Annotated in this window: 11 protein-coding genes; 6 read left to right on the top strand and 5 right to left on the bottom strand. The window is 73.4% G+C overall.

Features of this window, described 5'->3' with window-relative positions:
* Positions 1–370 precede the first annotated feature (370 nt).
* Positions 371–1,546 carry a hypothetical protein gene (locus ACWCSU_RS35430; RefSeq protein WP_449940891.1) on the top strand — a complete coding sequence of 392 codons (1,176 nt, stop codon included), beginning with the start codon at positions 371–373 and terminating at the stop codon, positions 1,544–1,546.
* A 98-nt stretch (positions 1,547–1,644) separates the two neighbouring features.
* Here the strand turns inward: ACWCSU_RS35430 and ACWCSU_RS35435 are convergent, their stop codons facing one another.
* On the bottom strand, positions 1,645–2,469 hold the full coding sequence (locus ACWCSU_RS35435; protein WP_449940893.1) for a hypothetical protein: 825 nt from the start codon (positions 2,467–2,469) through the stop codon (positions 1,645–1,647).
* 90 nt (positions 2,470–2,559) lie between these two features.
* Here ACWCSU_RS35435 and ACWCSU_RS35440 point away from each other — a divergent pair, with 90 nt between their 5' ends.
* Positions 2,560–5,613 carry a tetratricopeptide repeat protein gene (locus tag ACWCSU_RS35440; protein ID WP_449940896.1) on the top strand — a complete coding sequence of 1,018 codons (3,054 nt, stop codon included), beginning with the start codon at positions 2,560–2,562 and terminating at the stop codon, positions 5,611–5,613.
* A gap of 234 nt (positions 5,614–5,847) precedes the next feature.
* On the opposite strand, the gene ACWCSU_RS35445 is transcribed toward ACWCSU_RS35440, so the two are convergent.
* Complete coding sequence (locus tag ACWCSU_RS35445) at positions 5,848–7,218, bottom strand: UDP-glucose dehydrogenase family protein (protein ID WP_449940899.1); 1,371 nt, start codon at positions 7,216–7,218, stop codon at positions 5,848–5,850.
* Positions 7,219–7,589: 371 nt separating this feature from the next.
* Between ACWCSU_RS35445 and ACWCSU_RS35450 the strand changes: the two genes are divergently transcribed.
* Positions 7,590–8,285, top strand: a complete 696-nt coding sequence (locus ACWCSU_RS35450; protein ID WP_449940901.1) for a CTP synthase C-terminal region-related (seleno)protein — start codon at positions 7,590–7,592, stop codon at positions 8,283–8,285.
* Complete coding sequence (locus ACWCSU_RS35455; RefSeq protein WP_449940904.1) at positions 8,282–9,241, top strand: LysR family transcriptional regulator; 960 nt, start codon at positions 8,282–8,284, stop codon at positions 9,239–9,241. The genes ACWCSU_RS35450 and ACWCSU_RS35455 overlap by 4 nt, the downstream gene beginning before the upstream one ends.
* A gap of 106 nt (positions 9,242–9,347) precedes the next feature.
* On the opposite strand, the gene ACWCSU_RS35460 is transcribed toward ACWCSU_RS35455, so the two are convergent.
* From ACWCSU_RS35460 to ACWCSU_RS35470, 3 genes are read right to left on the bottom strand one after another with little or no spacing between them, the layout of a single operon-like run.
* Positions 9,348–10,574: an MFS transporter gene (locus ACWCSU_RS35460; RefSeq protein WP_364094872.1), complete on the bottom strand. Its 1,227-nt coding sequence runs from the start codon at positions 10,572–10,574 to the stop codon at positions 9,348–9,350.
* Positions 10,575–10,594: 20 nt separating this feature from the next.
* On the bottom strand, positions 10,595–11,923 hold the full coding sequence (locus tag ACWCSU_RS35465) for a serine hydrolase domain-containing protein (protein ID WP_449940907.1): 1,329 nt from the start codon (positions 11,921–11,923) through the stop codon (positions 10,595–10,597).
* 1 nt (position 11,924) lies between these two features.
* Positions 11,925–24,254 (bottom strand): amino acid adenylation domain-containing protein, encoded by a 12,330-nt coding sequence (locus ACWCSU_RS35470; protein ID WP_449940909.1) that lies wholly within the window; start codon positions 24,252–24,254, stop codon positions 11,925–11,927.
* Between the two features lie 331 nt (positions 24,255–24,585).
* Between ACWCSU_RS35470 and ACWCSU_RS35475 the strand changes: the two genes are divergently transcribed.
* Together ACWCSU_RS35475 and ACWCSU_RS35480 are read left to right on the top strand one after the other, a co-directional pair.
* The gene (locus ACWCSU_RS35475) at positions 24,586–25,128 is read left to right on the top strand and encodes an ImmA/IrrE family metallo-endopeptidase (RefSeq protein WP_449940912.1); all 543 of its coding nucleotides are present in this window, start codon (positions 24,586–24,588) and stop codon (positions 25,126–25,128) included.
* The gene (locus ACWCSU_RS35480; RefSeq protein ID WP_449940914.1) at positions 25,121–26,290 is read left to right on the top strand and encodes an MAB_1171c family putative transporter; all 1,170 of its coding nucleotides are present in this window, start codon (positions 25,121–25,123) and stop codon (positions 26,288–26,290) included. Before ACWCSU_RS35475 ends, ACWCSU_RS35480 begins: the two co-directional genes overlap by 8 nt.
* Positions 26,291–26,295 lie beyond the last annotated feature (5 nt).

Consider the following 26,295-nt stretch of genomic DNA (forward strand, 5'->3'; position numbering starts at 1 on the left):
CTCGCGACCCACCGGATGCGAGAGGTGGGATCGGATCGATGGCGGCGGACTACCTCGTCGCCGCTGACGGGCACCGCAGTGGGGTGCGTACGGCGCCAGGCGTCGATCGGCACGGTCCTGGCAGCGTCGGGCACAACGTCAGCCTCAGGCGGTCAGGTGCCGCCGGACGCGTTGGCCCGCGAGGCGGTGCATATGACGGACAGTTCCGGAGCGTGCACCTAACGCATGTCAAGGTGCTGAGGGTATTGCCGAAGCGTCCTGTTATAGCCCCCTTGGGCGCTCTTGTTGTGCCCTCGCCCTTGACGTTTGGATCACCTAGGAGTGCTCTTCCGTGCCGCCGCCTGTTCTGCCAGGAGAAGGAGTCGCGACCTTGACCATGCTGACCTACACCCTCATCACGGACCCGGCACCCTTGGCGGCGTCCGAGGCCGGGCGGCAGTCCAAGTCCACGGGGACGGTGTACCTGCTCGTCACGAACACCGGGCAGACGGCGTACGCAACGATCAAGGTGACGGTTCCCGTCGGCACCGGCGCCGGCCACCTCACCGACGACTTCACCACGATCACGCCCAAAGGCGAGCACACCGACGTCAAGACCGGCCGCACCCGTGCGGTGACCGTCCAGGGGCAGAGCTTCGCCTTCCAGGTCAGCGATCAGGGCAGCGCGATCACCTTCGGTCCCGGTGACCACATGGTGGTGACGCTGGAGAACGTCGCTGTCGCTCCCCAAGCCGGGCTGGCTGTGCTGCGGGTGACCGAGGCCGCCGGCAGAAGCAAGAGCGGGGGACTGCGCAACAGTGACACGGCGGTGGCGGTGGTGAAGACCGCGCCGAAGGAGATACCGGCGCCGCACGGCTTCCGCGCGGACAACGTCGTGGTGGACGCCGGAACAACGGTCACGCTGAACTGGGAGGGATCCGACGACTTCACGTACGAGATCTTGTTCCCGGGGGGCCGGAAGCCCGTTCCCAAGGTCGAGCACACCGGGTCGCACGGCCCGTACTCCTTGGTGCTGGACGCCGCCGACGCCCCGAAGCGCGACACCACCTACACCCTCGTCGCCGGCTTCGGCACCCGGCGGCACACCGTCACCACGACCGTTCAGGTGCGCGATCCCATCCTGGGAACCCTCACCGCCGTCGATGGCGTCACCACCCCGCGGTTGGAGGGATCGACCAAGGGCGACGGAAGCATCACCCTCCTCCCAGGCGGGGTGAAAGTCTGGAGCACAGGCAGCTCCAACGCCCCGGGCACCGTGTTCGCCGACAAGGCCGACCTCAACGGCGTCAACACCACCTGGGTGCAGGGCCGAAGCACTGACGACGGATGGATCGCCTTCTCCAGGTTCGGTCTGCAGGTGTACACGGGCGGGGCGGGCACCGCCACCCCTGGCTCCGTGTTCGCCGACTCCATACGCGCGAAGGACGCCCCCTATGGGCAGGGCGGCGGCTGGATCAACCTCCACGACGAAGGGATGACCGTCTACCTGTCGAAGGACGGGAGCAACGGGCTGGGGAGCGTGACGGCCCGCGACTTCAACCGCTGACCTCGACTCCTTGGACTCCTTGCGATCGCCTCCCAGGCCACCGCCCGCCTGCCGGTCGATGGCCTGTCTCGTTCGCGGTGGATCGACAGGGGCGGGGTTCAGTCGTGGAAGCGGCCCTCACGCGTGTACGTGCAGGACAGGCAGTTGGGGTCGGAGCCCCAGGTGTCGTCCTGGATGATCCTGCGGTAGCGGTTGATGATGCCCTTTTCGACGTGCTGCTCCTGCCCCGGGTACACCAAGGTGTCACTTTGCTCCGCCCACTTGCTGAGGGCGTTGTTGAAGTAGAAGAGCCGATGGTGGGCGGCGATCTGGGGCGGGTTGCCGGCCGAAAGACAGTTGATGAGCCAGCTGTCGGCGTTCACGTACTTGCCGCCGTAGCTGGAGGAGTAGGAGTCCCTGGGCAGCATGCCGGGGTGGCCCACGTCACGCCAGTGGTACCAGGGGTAGTAGGTCTTGTTGCAGTTGACCGCGCCGGACATGGTCGGGACCGCGGGGGTGGCGAGGCCGTCGACCTCCACCAGTTCCTTGGTGACCGTCCGGCGCTGCAGCTCAGCCGGCAGGGGCTTGGTGCCATGGGCCTCCACCAGCCGCTGCGGGACCGCGACCGAGGCCGGGGTGATCTTCAGGTACGTCTCGAGGAAGCTGTCGCCACTGTCGCGGGCGAACAGACGGGCGCGGCCGATGAAGGCGGTCTGGACGATGCCCACGTCGCCGGACGGCCGGCTGTCGTTGAACTCCACGGTGAGCCCGTTGCCGTAGCGGAGCAGCGCGAGCTTGACCTCGGCGTCCGCCTCTTCGGCGATCGGCGCCGCCCTCAGTTCTTCCGCTGTGGGCTCGCTCATGGCCTTCGTCGAGGCGGTGGCCGGAGCGTTGAGCAGGAGAATGCCGGCGCTCGCCGCGAGCAGGGCTGGAATGACTCTCACGATCTTCTCCTCGTCGTTCGGGACTGAGCACGACGGTAGGAACGGAGCTTTCAGTTGCCTTAAAGTCCAGCCCGGCAGATACTTCTCGCTGTGACGGCGACCGAGCCTCTGCTGCCACGAGGGCAACTCACCGCCCTTTTCGATCAGATCCCGCGACACCGGCTCACCGTGGTGACCGCGGGCCCGGGCGGCGGTAAGACCTCGGCCGTACGCGGCTGGACGCGGGCCCGGCCTGATCATCCGGTGGCATGGCTGACCTGGGCTGACGACGCCACCCTGATCGAAGAGAGCTGCCAGGCCCTGGGCGCGCCGGCCGGGTGGATCCGCTCCGCCGGACTCGCCACCGAGCTGGCCGCCGCCGTCCCCCGGCCGACCGTCCTCGTCATCGACGAGGTGGAGCGGATCGAGCCGGGCACCCCTGGGGCGCGCCTGCTCGAAGAGTTCTGTCACCACGGCGGCGACGACCTTCACCTGGTGTTGATCTCACGCTCCGCCGTGCCCTTCCCGATCCAGCGCCTGCGCGGCCTGGGCCATGTCTTCCAGGTGTCGGCGGAACAGCTGGCCTTCACCCCTGCCGAGACCCGCTCACTCTCCTCGATCGTTCTGGGGTCGGACGACCTGGCGGAGGAGGTTCACGAGCTCACCAAGGGGTGGCCGGTCGCCGTACGGCTGACGCTGAGCTGGCTGAGCGGCCTGCCCTTGTCGGACCGTGCCAGACGGATCGCTGCCACGCCGCTGTTCGACTATCTGGTCGAGGAGGTGGTGAAGGACGAGCACGAGGAATTCCTCCGCGCGACCGCTCGGCTGCCGTGGTTCACCGACGAGCTGTGCCAGGCGATGGGGGTCGCCGTCTCCCGCGAGGAGCTCCGCGCTCTGGCCGCTCAGCACATCCTGATCACGCCCTGCGATCAGGGCTATGTGGTGTCGACCTTGGTCCGGGAGTTCATGGGTGAGGTCGGCCGGGTGCCGGCGGCGGCCCATTGGTATGAGTCGCATGGGTTCGTCCGGGAGGCGCTGGCGGTTTGCGACGAGCCCGGCCATCGGGTGGCGATGATCGAACGGTGGCATGCGTCGCTGCTGGCCGAGGGGCACGCGGCTGAGCTCGTCCGGGCTTGCGTCGCCGTACCGGAGAAGGCGCGGACGTGTGCCGTGGACATGGCCGAGGGACAGGCCCGCCAGGTTCAGGGGGACTGGGCCGGCGCGCTGGAGTGCCTGCGCCGTGTCGATGCCACTGACCCCGCGGTGGCCTGGCGGATGGGGATGATCTACTACCAGCGGGGGGACTACAAGGCGGCGTTGTCGACGTTCGAGCCGGCCGGCGGCTTCGACGGCTCGGCGTTTCCGCTGCCCTCCTCAAGCTCCTCGGACCGGGCGATGTTGCTCGCCTGGTCCGCCAGCGCTCGCTGGCTGGTCGGCGAAAGCGCGGAGGCGACCCAGCTGGCCGAACAAGCCCTGGCGATGGCCACCCTCTGCCAGGACGAACGCGCTGCCGCCTGCGCCCACACCGCGCTGGCCATGGTCACCCACGACGCCGGCGACGGGGCCGGCAGCGAACGGCACAGCGCCCTCGCCCTCGCCGCCGCGGAGAGCTCAGGAGACCTGTTGTTGTCCGCCCGCGTCCTGGCCAACCGCGCCGCGAGCCGCGCGGAGGAGGCCCGCTACGACGAGGCCATCGCCGACTCCGACCTCTCGGTACGGCGAGCGGACCTGGTCGGGGACCCCGTCCAGACCGCGATCGCCCTGCACAACCGCGCCGAGGCGCTCATGGGCCTGGGCAGACTCGACGAAGCCCTGGCCGACTTCCAGCGGGCACGCGACATCTTCAGCCGGGTGGGCAGCGACAAGCTCGGCCACCCGCTGGCGGGGCTCGGCAAGGTCTATCTGGAGCGCGGGGAGCTGATGCATGCCCGAATCAGCTTCGAGAACTCCCTGAAGCATGCCGAACAACTCCAGAACGCTCATCTGACCCAGACAGCCCTGGCCGGACTGGCCTGTGTCCACGCGGTCGACGATCCCGCGCTGGCCGTACGACTGGCCGAACGCGCGGTCGCGGCAGGCGGCGGCTCCAGCCGGGTGGACGCGCTCCTGGCCGCCGGCTGGGTCTGGGCAGAGACCGGCGACCGGACCAAAGCCGGCGCCTACGCCCGGTCCGCCCACGAGGCGGCCGTCAGCCGCCGCGACCGGGCCAAGATGGCGGAAGCCCTGGAACTGTCGGCCTTCACCGTGGCCGAATCCCCTGGCGGGCGAGCGGACCTGCTGGCGTCCGCAGCGGAGATCTGGGCACAGATCGGCAGCCCGGTGAACATCGCGCGTAACGCGTTCGCCCGGGCGCGGCTCAACGGCTCCGGCCTCGGCGAGGCGGAGCAGGAGCTCCGCCGCGTCGGCCTCCGCGGGCCGCACAGCTCCGGCGCCGGCCTGCTCCGCGCGATCACGCTCCTCGACCATGACGCCGTGCGGTTCTGCATGCTGGGTGGAGTACGGCTCAGCCGCTGCGGCAGCGCTGTCGAATGGCAGTCCCGAAAGGCACGCGACCTGCTGACCTGGCTGGCGTGCCAACGCGGCCGCATTGTCGCCCGGGAAGCGGTGATGGAGATCCTTTGGCCGGGGGAGGAGCCCGCGTCCTGCTCCAACCGGCTTTCGGTCGCTCTGTCCACGGTGCGCTCGGTCCTGGACCCGCAACGGAAGTTCGGCCCCGGGGAGTTCGTCCGCGCCGACAGGTACAGCATCCAGCTGGTCGGACTCCGTACCGATGTCGAGGAGTTCCTCTCCGCCGCCGCCGAGGCGCTCGCCTCCGGAGACGAGGACCTCCTTGTCGCGGCTGAGGCTCGCTACACCGGGGACGTCTGCGAGGACTCTCCCTACGCCGAGTGGCTGGAGCCTCTGCGTGAAGAGGCTCGCGCCGTACACCAGGCCCTGCTCCGCGAACTGGCCTCACTCGCGGAGGCGGCCGACGACCCCGACAGAGCGGTTCGCTACCTGCTCCGGCTGCTCGAACGGGACGCCTACGACGAGGCCGCCCACCTGGGCCTGGTTCGAACGCTGACCGGAGCTCGCCGCCATGGTGAGGCCCGTAGACGCTACCGGCTCTATGCCGAGGCGATGAGGGAACTCGACGTGGAACCGGCCCCGCTCAGCCTCACATAAGCGCAGAAACGCGAAGCGTCCCCCGAAGGAACCGCGACCGGACGTTCACAACGACGACGCCACCGCCGCTCACCCCGCTCGACCGCATTTACGCCGTCAACCAGGCCGAGAACCTCCCGCACGGCGTGCCCGAACTCGGCACGCGGGCGGGGCCAGGCTGCGAAGAGTCGGTGGCCGGCGGGGGAGTACCCGCCGAGAGCCCAGGGTCTCGGAACTACGAGGGCCGACGCCTGGTCACGGTCGGCCGACGCTGAGATACGTGAAACCGGCCGAGCGCATTCCTGCCGGATCCAGCATGTTCCGACCATCAAAAAGCACCGGCCGTCGCATCCGCGACACCATTCGCGCCCAATCGACGTCCTTGAGATCGGGCCATTCCGTGACGATGATCGCCGCGTCCATGCCCTCGATTGCGGACTCGGGGCTCGCATGCCGGGTGGTCGACGTCCACGGCTCGGCTTCGGCAGGGCGTGCCATCGGATCCCAACAGTGCACCTCGGAGCCCTCGGCCAGCAGGCGGGCGGCCAGCACCGCGCTCGGCGCCTCCCGCATGTCATCGGTCCCCGGCTTGAAAGTCAGCCCGAGCAGCGCCACCCGCGTGCCCACCAAAGTGCCCAGCTCATCTTTGATCTTCTGGATCGCCCGGCGCTTCTGCAGGTTGTTCACCTCGATCACGGCCGACAGCAACTGCAGGTGATAGCCGGTGTTGTTGGCGAGCTGCCGCAACGCCTCGGAGTCCTTGGGGAAACAGGAGCCACCCCAGCCGATCCCGGGACGCAGGAAGTGCGGGCCGAGCCGATGGTCCAGACCGACGGCGCGGGCCACCTCCTGCACGTCAGCACCGGTCTTCTCGCACAACGTGGCGATCTCGTTGATGAAGCTGATCTTCGTGGCCAGCAGTGCGTTCGAGGCCAGCTTCACCATTTCTGCCGAGCGTACGTCCATCATGACGACGGGTCCGTCCACGTCGGCGTGCAGTTCAGCGACCAGACGGGCCGCGGCCTCATCCGAGGAGCCGACAACGATCCGGTCCGGATGCATGAAGTCGTGGACAGCCATGCCCTCGGCGGTGAATTCCGGGTTCGCGACGTAACCGACGTGTCCCAGGCCGGCCGCGTCCAAGGCCGCCCGGACTCTGGTGCCCGTCCCCACCGGAACAGTGGACTTCACCACGACTGCCCGCAGGTGCGCCGCGCCCTGCAGCGAGGTCACCACCGACCAGACCCGCGACAGATCCGCGTCGCCGGAGGGTGACGGCGGTGTGTCGACGCACACATACGCGACCTCGGCGTCCTGCAGCGCCTCACCAAGGTCCAGGGTGAACGTCAGACGCTCCTTGTTGCGCGCGATCATTTCGCCCAGCCCCGGCTCGTAGATGGGCAGATCACCGGCCTGCAGGAGCCGGATCCTCTCAGGGGCGATGTCCCGGATCACGACCCGGTGACCGAGCTCCGCCAGACAGGCGCCGGTCACCAGTCCGATGTAGCCGGCGCCGAACACAGCGACCCGCTGTTCTGCCTTGGCCTTCATGACCGACCATCCAATTCCGGCGCGGATCGAGCCGCTGCCTGGCAGTTCGTGAGCGATATCTTGAAAGGCGATCACTCTAACGCGTGGTGCGAATCATCATCCGACGGCATGGGGACTCGCGGTCCGGTCGCGGTCGATCCCCTTCTTGAGTGACGCGGTGTCGCCCGATGACGCGCTCGTCGCGGGGCTTTCCACCTCGCCCACAGGGCGGGCAGGAGCGCCGGTCGTCGGTCATGGCACTGATGCCGGCTGCGGCACGTCGAGGGGTGTGCTCACTTCCGGAGTTCCAGCGGCGCGGTGTGGCTCTGACCCCGGGCGGAGACGCGGGCATGGCCGACGCGGATCGCGTTCGAGAGCGCCGGCGCCGAGATGGACATGAGCGATTGCTCATGGCGCACGCATGGTCCGGTATTGGCGCTCAGACCGGAACGCCGCATAGTGAGGCCATGGACCGACCCCTGCGCGTCGCGGTCATCGGCGACCGCGATCCGGCTTTTCCCCCGCACGTGGCTACCGACGACGCGCTGCGGCATGCCGCCGCGCACCTTGGCATCGGGGTGGACGTCCGCTGGCTGGCCACCGAACCGCTCGAATCCGACCTGGCCGAGGTCAAGGCCGCCGACGTGTTGTGGTGCGCGCCAGGCAGCCCGTACCGCAGCCTGCGCGGCGCACTGGCCGCCCTTCGTCACGGCCGCGAGCACAGCCTCCCCACCCTGGGTACGTGCGGCGGCTGCCAGCACATGATCATCGAGTACGCCCGCCACGTGCTCGGCTACGAGGACGCGGAGCACGCGGAGTACGACCCGTACGCCTCCACCCTCTTCGTGACGGAACTGGCCTGCTCGCTGGCCGGCAAGACCATGCCCGTCACCCTGATCCCCGATACCCGGGTGGCCGCGCTGTACGGACGGACCGAGGTCGAAGAGGAGTATTACTGCAACTTCGGTCTCGACCCCAGCCGGCAGAAGACCCTGCACGACGGTGGCTTCTCCGTCACAGGAGTGGACGGTGACGGCGAGGCCCGGGTGCTGGAGATTCCCGGCCACCCCTACTACGTGGCCACACTGTTCGTGCCGCAGGCCCGCTCGCGTCCCGAGGCCCCGCACCCGCTGGTCGTCGGCCTGCTGCGCGCGGCGCTATGACCTTCACCCAACTGAGGATCCTGCAGGCGGTCGCACGGACCGGCAACATGACCCGGGCCGCCGAGGAACTGTCCACCACGCAGTCTGCCGTCAGCCATGCGCTGCGCGCGCTGGAGAGCGAGCTCGGGATCGCGCTGCTGGTGCGGGGCAACCACGGGGTGAGCCTGACGGCGGCCGGACGTGCCGTGTGCCGCCGCGCCACGCTCATCCTCACCCAGGTGGAAGCGTTGGAGCAGGAGGTGGCCGCAGCCCAGGAGCATGAGCGTGGCAGCCTACGCGTCGGTGTCATCCCCAGCGCCAACGTCCGGCTGCTGCCGCCGATCCTGCGGCGGTTCGGGGCGTCCTACCCGCAGGTGCGGCTCACGGTGATGGAGGGCTCGGACGACGAGGTGCTGGAGTGGCTCGAAACGGGAGCGGCGGACATCGCAACCGTGTCCGCCGGGGTGGCGCGCGCACAGGCCACCCCGGCCTCGCTCCCCGCAGGGTTGACGGCGCGACCGCTCGCCACCGACCGCATGCTGGCCGTCCTGCCCAGCGGTCACGAACTGGGCGTCCGCGACTCGATACCGGTGGCCGAACTGTCCCGGCATCCGTTCATCATGTCCACGGGCGGCTGTGAGCCTCTGATCACGACACTCGCGCGGGCGGCGGGGGCGAGCCTGAAGTGCCATTACCGGGTGCGCGACACCAGCAGCATCCTCGCCATGGTCGCCGAGGGGCTCGGGGTGAGCATCGTCCCTGAACTGGCGCTGCCCGCCCATCGCCCGGGCGTGCACGCGATCCCGCTGGACCCGGCTGCCGAGCGCACCATCCTGCTCGCCTTGCCCGCGAGCCCGCTCCCGACGGCCACCGCCTTCGCCGAACTGGCCCTTACCCTCACACCTCAACCCAGCTGCGCCGAAGGGATGGGTCCCGGCAGGGAGTTCGCGGGCCCGGTCCAGGCTTCCGTCGTGTGAGCCGGAGGCTCCCGCCCCCGCCGGCGTCCGGTCGGAGAGGTCGGAGCCCAGGACTACCGGCTCATGCCCACGCACGGCCACAAATGCGAGCCGTCGTGAGGGTGGGTCAGTGGCGGGCGGTGGGGAAGCGGCGGAGGGTCGGGCTGAGCGTGGTCGCGGTCGCCACGAGGGCGAGCGCGGCGGCGCAGGCCAGGATGCCGCCGGTCCCCGCCGTGACCAGCGCTCCGCCGAGCAGCGGCCCGAGCGCCGCCGCGCCGCCGCCGCACAGCCCCGTGACGCCCGTCAGCCGCCCGCGCAGCGCGTCCGGGGTGACGGTGATCTGGTACGTCAGGATCGTGGTGTTGGCCAGGGGGACGAAGAAGGCGGCGCAGCCGAGCAGCAGCCCGAGCGGCAGGCCGCTCGGCACGACCGCCATCAGGGCCGTCAGCGCGGCGGTGACCCAGGAGAAGCCCACGATCACCACCGGCGCGGGCAGCGCGGCGTGCAGCCGGTCGGCCAGCGCGGCGCCGAGCAGCCCGCCCGCCCCCATGCAGGCCATGCTCAGCCCGATCACCCCGGCGCCCACCTGGTCCTCGTGGGACGTCGCCAGCACGATGATGATCAGGGCGGTGAAGACCAGGTTGGACAGCAGCATCCACAGCAGCGTCGTCCTGATGACCCGCCGGCCCAGCACCCACCGCAACCCGGCCACGAGGTCACCGCCCGGCCCCCGCTCCTCCCCGGCCGGATCCGGACGCGCGGGCAGCCGCAGGAAGAGCAGCGCGACGGAGGAGAACGCGAGCATGACGGCGTCCACCACGAACGGGATCGCCCGCTGCAGGGCGAACAGGAAACCGGCCAGCGCCGGTCCCACCAGGGTCGCGATGAACGGCCGCGCGGTGTTGGCCGCCACCGCCCGCGAGAGCTGCGAGGCGGGCACCACCTGCGGCAGCGCGGCCTGCTCGGCGGGCTCGAACGCGGCCCCGAGCAGGCCGTCGAGCAATGCCACCAGCAGGATGTGCGGGAAGGAGTAGACGTCCAGCCACACGGCGGCGGCGACGGAGGCCATGGCCAGCGCCCGCCCTGTCTGGCAGATCAGCAGGGTGCGCCTGCGGTCCCAGCGGTCGGCGATCACCCCGGCCGGCAGGTTGGCGATCATGTGACCGGCCGCCACCACCGACGAGGCCAGCCCGGCCTCCAGGGCGGAGCCGGACATGGCCAGGATCAGCAGGGGGATCGCGATGAAGTTGATCTCGTTGCCCAGCTCGGAGAGGAACTGGCCGCTCCATAGCGTGGCGTAGCTCCTGTTGCGCGACAGTGGCGCAGGCGCGGGTTCGACGGCGGAATCCTTCATGGTCGACGTGTTCCTCCCGTTCAGGACTCCGGCGGCAGGCGGCGGGCCAGTCGTCCGGTCACTTGGATCAGGCCGATCCGGCCGGCGTCGCCGAGGACATCGGCGCTGAGGACATCGGGGATGAACCGGCCGGCGTGCGCGGTGCGGCCGTGGGGCGGCGGCTCGCCGACGGCGAACACCAGGCCGGGGAAACACGTGATCGCGCCCGTGGACCGCAGGCTCAGGCGGCCCCCGCCGTCCTCGGCCACCTCGAACCTGGCCGCGCCGTTCGCGTACGCTCCCGCGCAGCCCGGCGGACCCGGCACGGGCGGCCCGGGAGCGGCCAGCGGGCGGTGGTCGCCCACCTCGACGCCCGCCGCCGCCAGCCGGTCCACCAGGTCGCGCCACACGGCCAGGCCGGTGTTCGCGTTCGTGGTCAGCGCGACGACCGTGCCGCTGACGGGATCGGCGCGCAGGTGGCACGAGGTGCCCTCGCCCGTGCCGTCGTGGCCGAACCACTCGGCGCCGTCGCGGCGGTGGATCGCCCAGCCGAGACCCCACCCGTCCGCCATGCCGTACGGGCCGATCGCGGCGCCGGCCAGCCGGTCCACGCGCATCCGCAGCAGCGTGTCCGCGCCGAGCAGGGCGGGCAGGGACGGGTCGCCCAGGTGCAGGCGGGCGAAGGCGACCAGGTCGGCGGCGCTGAGCGCCAGCGCGCCGTCCGGGGCCTCGACGGGCGACTCCTCCTCGGCCACCGCCACCACCACGTCCCGGGACGGGTGCACGGTGTGGCCGGTCGCCGCCCGGCGGGCCGTCGGCGGGCCCGCCACGTACGCGGGCGTGATCTCCAGCGGGGCCAGCAGCAGGTCCTCGACCGCCTCCCACCAGGTCATCCCGGTGACGGACTCGATCAGGTGCCCGGCCAGGACGTACCCGGCGTTGGAGTAGGAGAACGCGGGGACGATGCCGGGCCAGGCGGGCCCGCAGTGTCCTTCGGCCCACGCCCGCCTGCTGGGCGCACGGTCGGCGTCCTCGGCGTTGGCCGCCAGGCCGGCGGTGTGGCTGAGCAGCCGGCCCAGGGTGAGGTCCGCGGCGTACGGGCCCAGCTCGGGCAGCGGTCCGGCGAGCGGCGTGCCGAAGCCCACGTCGCCGTCGTCGGCCAGCATGGCGGCCAGCGTCGCGGTGAACGGCTTGGTCAGCGACCCGAGCGGGAACGCGGTGCCGGCCGTCACCGGCGGGCCGCCGGGGGTCTGCACGCCGTACTCGGCGGTCGTCGTCCGGCCGTCGCGGTGGACGGCGAGCTGGGCGCCGGGGACGCGGTGCCCGCGCGCCAGCTCGGCCAGCAGGCCCGGCAGGTCGAGGTGGTCCATGTCAGCCCACCCCACCGGAGCCGGAGCCGGAGCCGGGGCCGGGGGCGAAGCCGGAGCGGGAGCCGGTGGCGTGGCGGGGGCCCGGGTGGCGGGCCAGCGAGCGCAGGCAGGCCAGGAAGTCCGCCATGAGCCGGTCCACCGTGGCCCGGTCGTGCACGTTCCGCGAGTGGTACCAGTCGAAGGACAACCGGCCGTCCCGGATCGCGCCCACGACCTCCAGCAGGTGGTCGGCCCGCTCCAGCGGGCTCTGCTCGCGGCCGATCGGGTCGTGGAAGGCGTGCAGCAGGCCGCAGCCGGAGCCGCCGGGCGCGTCCGCCTGCCCGTGGTAGTTGAAGGCCACCTGCGGGACGGGCCGCGACGCCAGCTCCGCCCCGGCCGATCCGGGCGGGCCGAGATGGCGCAGCAGGCCGTAGCCGAGCCCGTTGCCGGGGATCGCGCGAAGCTGCTCGCGCACCGACCGGACGATCTTCACCCAGTCGTCGCCGCCGGGCAGCGTGAGGGCCGCCGGGTACTCCGTGGTGAACCAGCCGACGGTCCTGCTCAGGTCGAGGTCGTCGAACAGGTGCTCGCGGCCGTGGCCCTCCATGTCGATCACCACCCGCTCGTCGCCGCTCCACCGGCTGAGGGTCCAGGCCAGGGCGGCGACCAGCAGCTCGTGGAGCCGTACGCGGAAGGTGGCGGGGGCGGCGCGGACCAGCGCGCGGGTCTCCTCCTCCGACAGCGCGCCGGGCACGACGGCGACCGAGCCGACCAGGTTGTCGCCGTCGTGGTCCACGGGCAGCGGCGGCGGATCCGGCAGCCCGGTCCAGTACGCGGCCTCCCGGCCAGGTCCGTCGCCCGCGGCGTACCCGGCCAGCCTGGTCGCCCACGTGCCGAACGGCGAAGAGGCGGGGCCGAGGTCGATCGGCTCGCCGTCGGCCGCCTGCCGGTACGCGCTCTCCAGGTCCTCGGTCAGGACGCGCCAGGAGACGGCGTCCACGACCAGGTGGTGGGCGGTGAGGTACAACCACGGCCGGCGGCCGGGGCCGGTGTCGAACAGCAGGGCCCGGCACAGGGGGCCACGGGCGAGGTCGAACCCGGCGTCCGCGGCGGCGGCCCGTTCATCCATGGCCCCTCGCAGGTCGGTGTCCGTGTCCAGGTGCGTCAGGTCGTGCCGGGCCAGCGGCAGCCGCGCGTCGTCGGCGGGGGCGATGTGCTGCCGCCATTGGCCGCCGTCCCGTTCGAAGCGGGACCGCAGCGCGTCGTGCCGCCGCGCCAGCGCGGCGAGCGCGGCCCGCAGGGCCTCCTCGTCCACCGGGCCGGTCAGCTCGGCCAGCATGGACTGGTTGTAGTGGTGCGGGGCGACCCGGTGACCGGCCAGGAAGGCCCGCTGCACCGGCGTCAACGGCACCGGCCCGCCGGTGACCTCGCCCGCCCCGAGAGCGTCGCCGGCCCCGGCGCCCGTGGAGGCCGGGGCGGCGCGAGCCACCGGGGCCAGCTCGGCGATCGTCTGGTGCAGGAAGAGGTCCTTGGTGGTGACGCCGATCCCGGCGCGCCGGGCCCTGGCGACCATCTGCATGCTGAGGATGGAGTCGCCGCCCAGGTCGAAGAAGTTGTCCTCGACCCCGAACGCCCCGGGCTCGACGCCCAGGACCTCCGCCCACACCTCCACCAGCGCCGACTCCACGCCGTCGCGCGGCGCGATCCGCTCGTCCGCCGCCGTGCCGACGTCCGTGGCGGACGGGTGCGGCAGGGCGCGCCGGTCCACCTTGCCGCTGCTGGTCAGCGGCAGCTCGTCCAGCGTCACGAAGAAGTGCGGCACCATGTAGCCGGGCAGCCGGCCGCGGGCGAACTCGCGCAGCGCGGCGGTCTCCGGCGCGGCCCCGGCCGCCGGCACGACGTACGCGGCGATCCGCGGCACGCCCTGTCCGTCCCCGAGCACCACGACGGTCGCCCGCGCCACCCGCGGGTGCTCGCCGAGCACCGCCTCGATCTCGCCGGGCTCGATCCGGAACCCGCGCACCTTCACCTGGTCGTCGGTCCGGCCGAGGTACTCCAGCGTGCCGTCGGGACGCCACCGCGCCAGATCCCCGGTGCGGTACATGCGCCCGCCCGCTTCCTCGAACGGCCCGGCGACGAACCGTTCGGCGGTGAGCGCGGGCCGGCCGAGATAACCGCGGCCTAGCTGGTCACCGGCGAGGTACAGCTCCCCGGCCACGCCCACGGGGACCGGCCGCAGCGTCCCGTCCAGAACGTACGCCCGGGTGTTGCGCATCGGCCTGCCCACGATGGGCCGTTCGCTGTCGGACAGGCGGCAGTACAGGGTGTCCACGGTGCACTCGGTCGGCCCGTAGTAGTTGTAGCCGGCGGTGTCCGGAGCCGTGCGCAGGTCGTGCCAGAGCGCCTCGCCCACCGCCTCGCCGCCCAGCATGACCACCGCCGGCCGGTGCCGTTCCCCGGTGAGCAGGCCGAGCGGCACGAGCTGCTCGGCGTAGGACGGCGTCAGGTCCAGCACGTCGATCCGGTGCCGGTCGATGTAGGACAGCAGCGCCTCCGGGTCGCGCCGCGTGAGGTCGTCGATCACGTGCAGCTCGTGGCCGTCGGCCAGCCACAGCACGCCCTCCAGCGAGGTGTCGAAGCTGAACGCCGCGGTGAGCCCCGCCCTGAGCCGCCCGCCGCCCGCCTCGGGCCGGATGAGGCCGGCCCGGTGGTCGAGGAACAGGTTGGCCAGCCCGCGGTGTTCGAGCACCACGCCCTTGGGCCGGCCGGTCGAGCCGGAGGTGTAGATCACGTACGCCGGGTGCCCGGGGAGCGGCGCGGGCCAGTCCGGCGGGCCGTCCGGCTGCCCGTCGAGCAGCGCGGGATCGTCCAGCATGATCAGCTCGCCGGGCACGGGCGGGCCGAACGCCGCCTCCCGGTCGGTCAGGACGATCACCGGCGCGGCGTCGTCCAGCATGAACGACAGCCGTTCGTCCGGCAGGTCGGGATCCAGCGGGAGGAAGGCGGCCCCGGCCTTGAGCACCGCCAGCAGGGCCACGACGGTCCGGTCGCTGCGCGAGCAGGCCAGTCCCACCAGCGTCTCGGGACGGGCCCCGCGCGCCCGGAGCAGCCGTGCCAGGCGGTCGGCGCGGGCGTCCAGCTCGGCGAAGGTGAGCGTGCGGTCGCGGAAGGACAGCGCGGGCAGCGCCGCGTCGGCGCGGGCCCGTTCGGCGAACAGGTCGGTGAACAGCGCGGATGACGCCGGGGCGCGCGTGCCGTTCCAGCCGGTCAGGACCTGCTCCCGTTCGGCGTCCGTCATGATCGGCAGGTCGGCCAGGAGGGCGCCGGGGTCGGCCGCGACGGCGTCGAGCAGGGTCGTCAGGTGGCCGGCCAGCCGTTCGGCGGTGGAATGGTCGAACAGCGCGGTGCTGTAGCCGATGGCCGCCGTCAGCCGGCCGCCGTGCTCGTGGAAGTCGACCGTCAGGTCGTGGCTGACCTGGCCGGAGACGGCCGGCAGCGGCGCGGCGCGCAGGCCCGGCAGGTCCGGGTCGGCCGACGGCGTGTTGTCCAGCACCACCATGACGTCCACCAGCGGGTTCCTGCTCGGGTCCCGCTCCGGACGAAGCAGCTCGACCAGCCGCTCGAACGGCACGTCCTCGTGCTCGAACGCCTCCAGCACGGTCGAACGCACCTCGGCCAGGAAGGCGGCGAACGACGACGAGCCGTCGACCGTGGACCTGAGCACGACGGTGTTGACGAAGAACCCGACCAGCCCCTCCAGCTCGGCCCGGCCGCGTCCGGAGGTCGCCGTGCCGACGGCGACGTCCCGCTGTCCGCAGATCCGGGACAGCAGGAGCTGCGTCACGGCGGTCAGGACCATGAACAGCGTGGCGTCGTGCCCGCGGGCCAGCGCCTTGAGCCGGTCCAGCGTCCCTGGCGCGACGTCGAGCAGGCGCATCGCGCCGTCGGCCACCCGTACCGGCGGGCGGGGCCGGTCGACCGGCAGCGCGAGCGGCGTGAGGCCGGCCAGCCGGCGTTCCCAGTAGGCGGGGTCGGACGGGTGCCGGCGCTGCCAGGAGGCGAAGTCGGCGTACCGCAGCGGGAGCGGCGGCAGCTCGGCCCGCTCGCCCCGGAGCGCGGCGGCGTAGCAGGCGCCCAGTTCGGCGCCGAGCACGCCCATCGACCAGCCGTCGGTCGCGATGTGGTGCATGACCAGCGCGAGCGCGTGCTCGGCGGCGCCCAGCCGCACCAGCGTGGCCCGCAGCACGGGCCCGCGCCGCAGGTCGAACGGCCGGGACGCGGCCCGCTCCACGGCCTCCCGCATCGCCCGTTCGGGATCGTCGTCGCCGGACACGTCGGTCACCGGCAGGGGCACCGGGCCGGGAGGCAGGATCGTCTGCGTGCCGCGGCCGTCCACGTCGCCGTAGACCGTGCGCAGCGACTCGTGCCGCTCCACCAGCCGGTCGAGCGCGGTACGCAGCGCCGCCACGTCCAGCTCGCCGGACAGGCGCAGCCCGTACACGGTGTTGTACTCCGAGCCGCCGGGCTCGAACTCGCTGAGGAACCACAACCGCTGCTGGGCGAAGGACAGCGGCAGGCCCTCGTCGCCCGCGACCCGCTCGACGGCGTCGGGCACGGGCGCGGCGGTGAGCGTGCCGGCGAAGGCGGCGATGGTCGGGGTGTCGAAGAGCTGGCGCGGCGAGGGCGCCGCGCCGAGCGCCGCACGCACCCGCGAGATCACCCGGATGCTGAGGACGGAGTCGCCGCCGAGGTCGAAGAAGTCGTCCTCGACGCCCACGTCCGCCACGTCCAGCCCCAGCACCTCGGCCCAGATCCCGGCCAGCAGCGATTCGGTGGCGTCGCGCGGGGCGACCCGGGGCACGGCCGCGTCGAGCGGCCCGTCGGGCACGGGCAGCGCCCGCCGGTCGAGGGTGCCGCCCGCGGTCAGCGGCAGGGCGTCCAGCCGGGCGAACGCCGACGGCACCGCCTGCGCGGGCACGTGCGCGGCCATGAACGCGCGCAGCTCGGCCGGACCCGGGACGTCCTCGCCGGCCGGCACGACGTAGCCGACCAGCCGCGTCCGCCCGGCCTCGTCGCGGTGCCCGGCCGCCGCGGCGGCGGCCACCCCGGGATGGCGGGCCAGCGCGGCCTCCACCTCGCCCAGCTCCACGCGGAACCCGCGGACCTTGATCTGGTCGTCGGCGCGCCCGACGATCTCCAGCTCGCCGTCGGCCCGGCGGCGGCCCAGGTCGCCGGTACGGTAAACGCGCTCCCCGGAGGCGTCGCGCAGGAACCGGCTCGCGGTCAGCTCGGGACGCCCCCAGTAACCGCGCGCGACCCCGTCGCCCGCGACGCAGATCTCGCCGGTCACGCCCACGGGCACCGGACGCAGCCCGGCGTCGAGCACGTGCACGCGGGTGTTGGCGAACGGCCGCCCGATCGGCGCGTACGCCCCCTGCCCCATGGGCGCCGCGCCGAGCTGGAACACCGTCGAGTCCACGGTGGTCTCCGTCGCGCCGTAGGCGTTGACCGCGATCGTCCCGGGCCCGAGGCGGGCGAGCACCCGTTCGGCCTCGGCCACCGGCCAGCCCTCCGAACCGACCATCAGCACCCGCAGCGCCTCCGGCCGCCGGCCCGAGCGCGCCAGCTCCTCGGTCACCGCCGCCGCCAGCGACGGCACGGTCACCATGAGGTGCGCGCCGCTGCTCACCAGCAGGTCGGCCATGGCACGGGGGTCGCCGACGTGGTCGGCCGGGCAGATCACCATCTCGCCGCCGAACATCGCCGACAGCAGGAAGTCGCCGAAGAACAGGTCGACCGACTGGCTGGAGACCGCCAGGCAGCGCGGCCGGGTCCCGGCCAGGCCGTAGCGGGCGTCCCAGGCGTGGGTCATGTGGTGGACGTTGCGGTGCTCGACCATCACGCCCTTCGGCCGTCCCGTCGAGCCCGAGGTGTAGATCACGTACGCCAGGTCGTCCGGCCCGACGTCCACGCGCGGCGGCCGGGCGGGGGCGCGGGCCGGATCGAGGGCGGGATCGTCCAGCAGGACGGCCTCCGTCCCGCCCAGCCGGTCGAGCAGCGCCGTACGGGTGACCACGAGCGGGGCGGCGCAGTCGGCCAGCATGGATTCCAGCAGGGCGCGCGGGTAGTCCGGGTCGAGCGGCACGAACGCCGCCCCCGACTTGAGCACGCCGAGCAGCGCGGCGACGGCGTCCACGCCGCGTTCGACGCAGACGCCGACCAGCGTGCCCGGCCGCGCGCCGCGCTCGATCAGCAGGTGCGCCAGCCGGTCGGCCCGCCCGTCCAGCTCGGCGAAGGTCAGGCTGTCGGGGCCGCAGCTCACGGCGGTGTCGCCGGGCGTGCGCGCGGCCTGCTCGGCGAACAGCTCGTGCACCGGGCGGGCGGCGGGGAAGCGCGCCGCGGTGTCGTTCCAGGCGGCGAGCTGCGCGCGTTCGGCGGCGGTGAGCACGGGCAGGTCCGCCGTCCGCCGGGCGGTGCCGTCGGCGAGGGCGTCGAGCAGGGTCTCCAGGTGGCCCAGCAGCCGGGCCGCGGTGGCCTCGTCGAGCAGCGCCGGGTCGTAGTCGGCGGCGATGGTCAGTTCGTCGCCCGCGTGCACGGTGATCATGAGCGGGTAGTTGCTGCGCTCGTCGCCGAGGTGTTCCAGCACCCGCACGCCGTGCCCGTCGCGCCGGCCCTCGGGGTAGTTCTCGAACACCAGCACGCTGTCGAACAGAGGAACGCCGCCCGGCAGCTCGCCGCACCGGTGGACCTGGGCGGGGGACAGGTAGTCGTACTGGCGGCACTCGGCCTGGTGGTCCTGGAGCCGGCGCAGCCAGTCGAACACCTCGGCCTCGCCGTCCACCTCGACCCGGACGGGCAGCATGTTGATGAACAGCCCCACGATCGACCCGGCTTCCCGCAGGCCGGCGGGGCGGCCGGAGACGGTGGCGCCGAAGCATACCTCGCGCTCTCCGGCGTAGCGCGACAGCAGGATCGCCCACGCGCCCTGGAGCAGCGTGTTCACCGTCAGGCGCGCATTCCTGGCCCGCTCGTACAGGCGGGCGGAGCGGTCGGCGGGCAGGCTCACCCGTACGGCGGCGGCGGAGCGTGACCGGTGCGCCCGCGCCGGAGGCCGGTCGTACGGGATCGGCGTCGGCGCGGCGAACCCGGCCAGCTCCCGCCGCCAGTGCCCCTCGGCCGCCGCCACGTCCTGCCGCCCGAGCCATTCCAGGTAGTCCCGGTACGGCCTGCGCACGGGGGCCGGACGGCCCGCGTACCGCTCGAACACCTGGGTCAGCACCTGCGCCGCGCTCCAGCCGTCAAGCATGAGGTGGTGCGCGGTCCAGAAGACCCGTACCCGGGTGTCGGTCAGGCGGGCGACGACCAGCCGCGCCAGCGGCGCGGTGGCCAGGTCGAGGCGGCGTTCGGCGCGGCGCGCCCACAGCCGTTCGGTCTCGGCCCGCCGCGCGGACTCCGGTAGCCCGCGCCAGTCGTGCAGCTCGACCGGGAGGCGCACGCCGCGCCGCACGACCTGCACGGGCTCGGGCACGTCCTGCCAGACGATCGCCGTGCGCAGCGCCGGGATCTCGTCGGTGACCTGCTGCCAGGCTCGTACCAGGCGGTCCGGGTCGTCCACGCCGTCGAGCAGGAGACTGAAGTGGGAGGCGTAGGTGTCGGCGGCGGGGTCGGCCAGCGAGTGGAAGAGCAGGCCGCCCTGCAACGGCGTGAGCGGGTAGACGTCCTCGACCGAGCGGCCGTCGCCCGCGACCCGGTCCACGGCGGCCTGGTCGAGCCGGGCGAGCGGGAAGTCGGAGGGGGTGCAGCCGCCCGCGCCGGGCTCCGCGCAGTGCTCGACGATCTCCGCCAGCGCCGCCGTCATCCGTTCGGCCAGGGCCGCCACGGTCGCCTCCCGATGCCGCCGGCACGAGTACGACCAGCGCATCTCCAGCCGGTCCCCGCGCACCACCGCGTTGACCTCCAGCAGGTGGACGCGCTCCTGGCGCGGGTCGCGCTCGGTGCCCTCGGGGGTCGGCAGCATGCCGCGCGACTCCATCCGGCCCAGGTAGTTGAAGGCGACCTCGGGCTGCCGGTCGTCGCGCAGCTCGGCCCCCGCGGGGGACAGGTGGCGCAGCGCGCCGTACCCGAGTCCGCGCAGCGGGACCGCCCTGACCTGCTCCTTGACGGACCGGAGCAGGTCGCCCCAGCCGCCGTCCGGGAGTTCCAGCACCAGGGGGGAGACGGTGGTGAACCAGCCGACCGTGCGCGACAGGTCCACCTCGGGGAACAGCTCCTCGCGGCCGTGCCCCTCCAGCTCGACCAGGACGCGGGCGCCGCCCGCCCAGCCGGCCAGCACCCGGCCGAGCGCGCCGAGCAGCACCTCGTCGACGCGCGTCCGGTAGACCTCCGGCACCTCGCGCAGCAGCCGCCGGGTGAGGCCGGCGTCCAGCGTGGCCGTCACCGTCCGCAGGTCGCCGGCGACGTTCGCGCCCTCGGCGTCGTCCACGGGCAGCGGGGGGACCTCGGAGGCCAGCTCCCGTACCCGCCGCCAGTGGGGCAGCTCGTGGTCGAAGCCGCCGGACGCCGCGTGGTCGTCCAGCCGCAGCGCCCACTCGCGGAACGACGTGGAACGCGGGCCCAGCCGGATCGGTTCGCCGGCGGCGGCCTGGCGGCAGGCGATCTCCAGGTCCGACAGCAGCACCCGCCACGACACGCCGTCCACGACCAGGTGGTGGGCGGCCAGGAACAGCCGCCGGGGGCCGTCGCCGGTGAACAGCACGGCCTTGATCAGCGGCCCGCGGTCGAGCGCGAACGAGGTCTGCGCCTCCACGGCCGCGCGGTGGGCGTACCCGGCGCGCTCGTCCTCGGGCACGCCGGACAGGTCGACGCGGCGCAGCACCCGGCCGTGCTCGGCGGCGGCGTTGTGCTGCCGCCACCCGGCGTCGTCCCGCTCCAGCCGCAGGCGCAGCGCGTCGTGCCGCTCGACCAGGGCCGTCAGCGCCGCCTCGACGGCGTCGTCACCGGCTTCGGCGGGCGGTTCCAGCGCGACCGCCTGGTTGAACCGCGGCAGGCTGCCGGCCAGGTTCTCCAGGAACCAGTGCTGGATCGGCGTGAGCGGCACGTCGCCGCTCACCGGGCCGTCCCCGGCCGCCCGGTCGTCGGGCAGGTCGTCGGGCAGGTCGTCGGGCAGCTCGGCGGCCAGGTCGGCGACGGTCTGGCGGAGGAACATCAGGCGCGGGGTCAGCGCCAGCCCCGCCGCCTGCGCCCCGGCGACGACCTGGAGCCCGAGGATGGAGTCGCCGCCGAGGTCGAAGAAGTTGTCGTGCACGCCCACGCGCTCGACGCCCAGGACCCGCGCCCACACCTCGGCGAGCGCACGTTCGGCCGGGGTGCGCGGCTCGGCGTACTCCTCGCCGCTGTGGCGGGCGCCGGTCGGCGCGGGCAGGGCCCGCCGGTCCACCTTGCCGCTGTGCGTGAGCGGCAGGGCGTCCAGGATCACGAACGCCGTCGGCACCATGTGCTCGGGCAGCCGCCGCCGCAGGGCCTCGCGCAGCTCCGCGGGGTCCGCGCCGCCCTCGGCCGGTACGACGTAGCCCACCAGCCGCCTGGTCCCGTTCGCGTCCTCCTTGACCGCGGCGGTGGCGGCGACCACGCAGGGCTGCTCCGACAGCGCGGCCTCGACCTCGCCCGGCTCGATCCGGAACCCGCGCAGCTTGACCTGGTCGTCGGTGCGGCCCGCGTGCTCCAGCCGGCCGTTCGCCAGCCAGCGGGCCCGGTCCCCGGTGCGGTACATGCGCGTGCCCGGCGGCCCGTACGGATCGGCCACGAACCGCTCGCCGGTCAGGCCGGGCCGGTTCAGATACCCCCTGGCCAGGCGCGTGCCGCCCAGGTACAGCTCGCCCGGCACGCCGATGGGCGCGGGCCTGAGCCGCTCGTCCAGCACGTACGCCCGGATGCTCGGGAACGGCCGCCCGATGGGGACCGGCCCCGGGCCGGCGTCCGCCGGGGTCAGCGGCTCGCTCAGCGTGGCGCCGACCATGGTCTCCGTGGGCCCGTAGCCGTTGAACACCCGGCGCCCCGGCGACCAGGCGCGCACCAGCTCGGGCGGGCACGTCTCGCCCGCCACCACCACGACCGCGCCGCGCGGGACGCCGTCCTCGGGCAGCGTCGCGAGCGCGGTGGGCGGCAGCGTGACGTGGGTGACCCGCTCGCGGGCGATCAGCCCGGCCAGCGGCGCGCCGGGCGGGCGTTCGTCGTCGGCGGCGACCACGAGCGTGCCCCCGGACAGCAGGGCGAGCACCAGCTCCCAGAACGCGCCGTCGAAGGAGAGCGAGGCGAACTGGAGCACCCGCGCGCCCGGCCCGGCGTCCATGCGCTCGCGCTGGACGCGCACCATGTCGTGCACGCCCTCGTGCGTGACCACCACGGCCTTGGGCCGGCCGGTGGAACCGGAGGTGTAGATCACGTACGCGGGGTTCTCCGGTCGCGCGGCCGGGGGGCCACCGGACGGTCCGGCGGGCGCCGGGTCGTCCGGCCCGACGAACGGCAGACCGGCGGGCAGCGCGGACGCGCTCTCCCGGGTGGCCACCGCCAGCACCGGACGGGTGTCGCCGACCATGGCCGCGATCCGGCCGGCCGGCTGCCCCACGTCCACCGGCAGGTACGCGGCCCCCGCCTTGAGCACCGCCAGCACCGCCACGACCATGTCGATCGACCGGGGCAGTGCCACCGCGACGTACCGCTCCGGCCCCGCGCCCCTGGCGGCCAGCAGCCGGGCCAGCCGGTCGGCGCGCTCGTCCAGCTCGCCGTAGGTGAGCGAGCGGCCGCCGCACACCACGGCCTGGGCGTCCGGCCGGGCCGCCGCCTGCTCGGCGAACAGCCGCGTCACCGTCAGCGTCTCCGGCCCGGCGCCGGTCCCGGGCCACAACGAGGTCAGCAGCCGGTGCTCGGTCCGGCCGAGCAGCGGGACTCCGGCCAGCGGCCGGCCGGGCGCCGCCGCGATCCCGGCGAGCAGGCGCACCAGGTGGGCGGTCATGCGCTCGGCGGTGTCCGGGCCGTACAGGCTCGTGTTGTAGGCCAGGCTCCCGGCCAGGGCGCCGTCCCGTTCGGTGAAGTCGAACGACAGGTCCATGCTCGCGGCCAGCACGGGCGGCGGCAGCTCGGTGACCCGCAGGCCGGGGAAGGCGGCCGTGCCGGGCGGCAGGTTGCGCAGGTTGACCGCCACCTCCGTCAGCGGCGGGCGGCTCGGGTCGCGTTCCGGGCGCAGCGCCTCCACCAGCCGCTGGAACGGCACCCGGTCGTGGGCGAACGCGTCCAGCACCGTCGTGCGCGTACGGCCCAGCAGCTCCTCGAACGGGCGCGACTCGTCCACCTCGCCGCGCAGCACCAGCGTGTTGACGAAGAAGCCGACCAGGTTCTCCGTCTCGACCCGGTCCCGGCCGGAGACGACGGTGGCCACGGCCACGTCCGGACGGCCGGTGTAGCGGGCCAGCAGCGTGTGCACCGCGGCGACCAGCGTCATGAAGAGCGTGGCACCGGCCCGCTCACCGATCTCCCGCAGCCGCCCGGTGACGTCCGCGGGCACCTCGAACGCGCACGCCGCCCCCGCGGAGCTCCTGACCGGCGGGCGCGGCCGGTCCGTCGGCAGGTCCATGGGGGCCAGCCGGTCCAGCCGGCGCCGCCAGTACGCGAGCTGCTCCCCGGCCTGCGGCCCCGAGGCCCGCTCCCGCTGCCAGGCGCTGACGTCGGCGTAGCTCACCGGCAGCGGCGGCAGGGCGGCGGGCGGGCCGCCGGCGGCCTCGGCGTACAGGGCGGCCAGGTCGTCGAGCAGCACCCGCGAGGACCAGCCGTCGGTGACGATGTGGTGGGCGTGGGCGGTCAGCACGTGCTCGCGCGCGCCGAGCCGGATCAGCCGGGCCCGGAACACCGGCCCCACCCGCAGGTCCACGGGCCGGCGGGCCTCCTCCTCCAGCAGGCGGTCCAGCTCGCCGGGACGCTCCGACAGGTCCGTCAGCGGCAGCGGCACCTCGGCGGCCGGCATGACCCGCTGCGTGCCGCGCCCGTCCAGGGAGCCGAACGTCGTGCGCAGGGTCTCGTGCCGGGCCACCACCCGGGTGAGCGCGGTCCGCAGCGCGGGCACGTCCAGGTCGCCCCTCAGCCGTACGGCCAGCGGCACCAGGTAGTCCACGGCGTCCGGGTCCAGCTCGTACATGAACCAGAGCCGCTCCTGGGCGGGGGAGAGCGGGACCGGGCCGGTGGTGTCCGTACGCGGGATCGGGTCGGCGGCCGACCGGCCGGACAGTCTCCGCAGCATCTGGTCACGGAGGTGTTCCGGCAGTGCCGCGATCCGCTCGTCCCGCTGGGAAGAGATGTGCATCGGGGTGTCTCCAAGCCCTCCGGTTGACGGTCGGCCGCCCGCGCCTGGATGACGTTTCGATGAACTGCGGTAAGCGCGCGGCCCGGACCTCGCGGGCGTCGTCCGAGGCCGCCCGCCGCCTCCTCCTGATGGTGTCAACGGCCGCCCGGCCGCTCCAGAGCATTGAACCGACGGCTAAAGAACCAGGTCGGAGGCAGGTACGGGCGGCGGGCGCGGAGGTGGTTAGGCCGGCGGGCCAAGGGGCAGAGCAAGCACGACGTTGTCACGGTCGAAGCGGATGCGACACGATCGTGATCGGATGTCGATGCTGAATTGTTAGCCCTGGAGAGGTATGACTCCCGCCGGCAAGAAGTTCAGGCTCATGCGGCGTCGCTGCGCGGAGATCGCCCGCCGATTACCGATGCCGCGGCCCTATCGCGTCAGAACGCTCTGCGACCTGGTCGCCGCCGAGCGGGGGCGTCCCATCCGGCTCCTGGAGCTGCCCGGCGACGACGAGATGCTGGGCGCCTGGCTGGCCACCGAGGCGACCGACCTCATCTTCTACAAGCCCGACACGACGCCGCCGCACCAGGACCACATCATCCTGCACGAGCTGAGCCACGTGATCTGCGGCCACTCCCCCGAGGTCGACCCGAAGGCCCAGCGGCACGTGTTGTTCCCCAGCCTCAACCCCGCCCTCGTCCGCCGTGTGCTCAGGCGTTCGATCTACGGGTCGGAGGAGGAGCAGGAGGCCGAGCTGCTCGCCTCGCTCATCTGGCAGCGGGCCTGCCGGGAGTCGCACCCGCGGGCGTCGGACGTCCGGCGCGTGGACACCGCGCTCACCGGGACCGCCGAGGCGATCCACGGCGGGGTGTCCGGCCTCGGCCGTGGGTGAGTGGCTGCGGCTCAACGGCCCCGCGGTGCTGGCCTGCGCGCTCACGGCGTACCGGCTGGCCGCCGTGCGCTCCTGGGTGCGGGACCCGGCCGGGCGGGCGGTGTTCGTCATCCTGGCCGCGATCGCCGCCTCGACGACGGTCAACACGCCCTGGGCCTACGACGTCGTCTGGCGGCTGACCGGCGTGCCGAACCTGGCCAGGCTGGTGTCCCACGCGTTCATGCTGGCCCTCGCCTGGTCGGTCGGGACGTTCGTGCGGCAGGTCGGCGGGCCGCCGGAAGAGCCGCGCCGCCGTACGTGGGGTGAGGCCGCCTGGCCGGCGCTCGTGCTGCTCGGCATGTGCCTGACCTTCGCCCTGGCCCGTACGCCGGTCAACAGCCCGCGCTTCGCCGTCCGCTACGGGGACACGCCGGGCGTGCTCGAATACTGGCTCATCTTCCTGTGCTACCTCGTGCCGGTGTTGTGCCACGTCACCTGGTTCGCCCTGCGTGAGGCCCGCCAGACGGGGAACCGGGCGGTGAGCGCGGGACTGCGTCTGGTCGCCGTGGGCGCGTCCCTGACCGTGCTCTACCACCTGCACAAGGCGGCCTACTTCGCCTGCCGGCGGATCGGCGCCGACTACCCCGACCTGCTGCGGGCGCCTCTGGACATGCTGCTGGTGCCGCTCGGCGTGCTCGCGGTGCTGATCGGCCTGGCCCTGCCGTCGTGGTGGCCCGCGCGGCTGCGCTGGTTCCGCGACTTCCGGCTGCACCTGCGGCTGCGCCCGCTGTGGCGGGCGCTCTACCGGGCCAGCCCGGACATCGCGCTGCTGGCCCCGGCGCCCTTCCTGACCGAGCTGGTCACCTTCCGCGACCTGGACCTGCGGCTGTACCGGCGGTTCGTGGAGATCCGGGACGGCCGGATCGCGCTGGAGCCGTACCTGGACCAGCGCGTGACGGACGCGGCCCGCCAGGAGGGCGTGCGGTCCGGCCTGCGCGGGCAGCGGCTGGAGGCGTTCGCCGAGGCCGCCTCGGTGGACGCGGCCATCCGCGCCCGTGCCCGCGGCATGCCGCCCGACGGCGGCGCCCAACCGGCGGCCGTGCCCGGCGGCGTCGACCTGAGCAGCGACGCCGCCTTCCTCGGCCTCGTCTCGCGCGCCTACCGGCGGCTGGGCGCGCGCTGAGCCGC

It is taken from the genome of Nonomuraea sp. NPDC001699 (genome assembly GCF_053596455.1).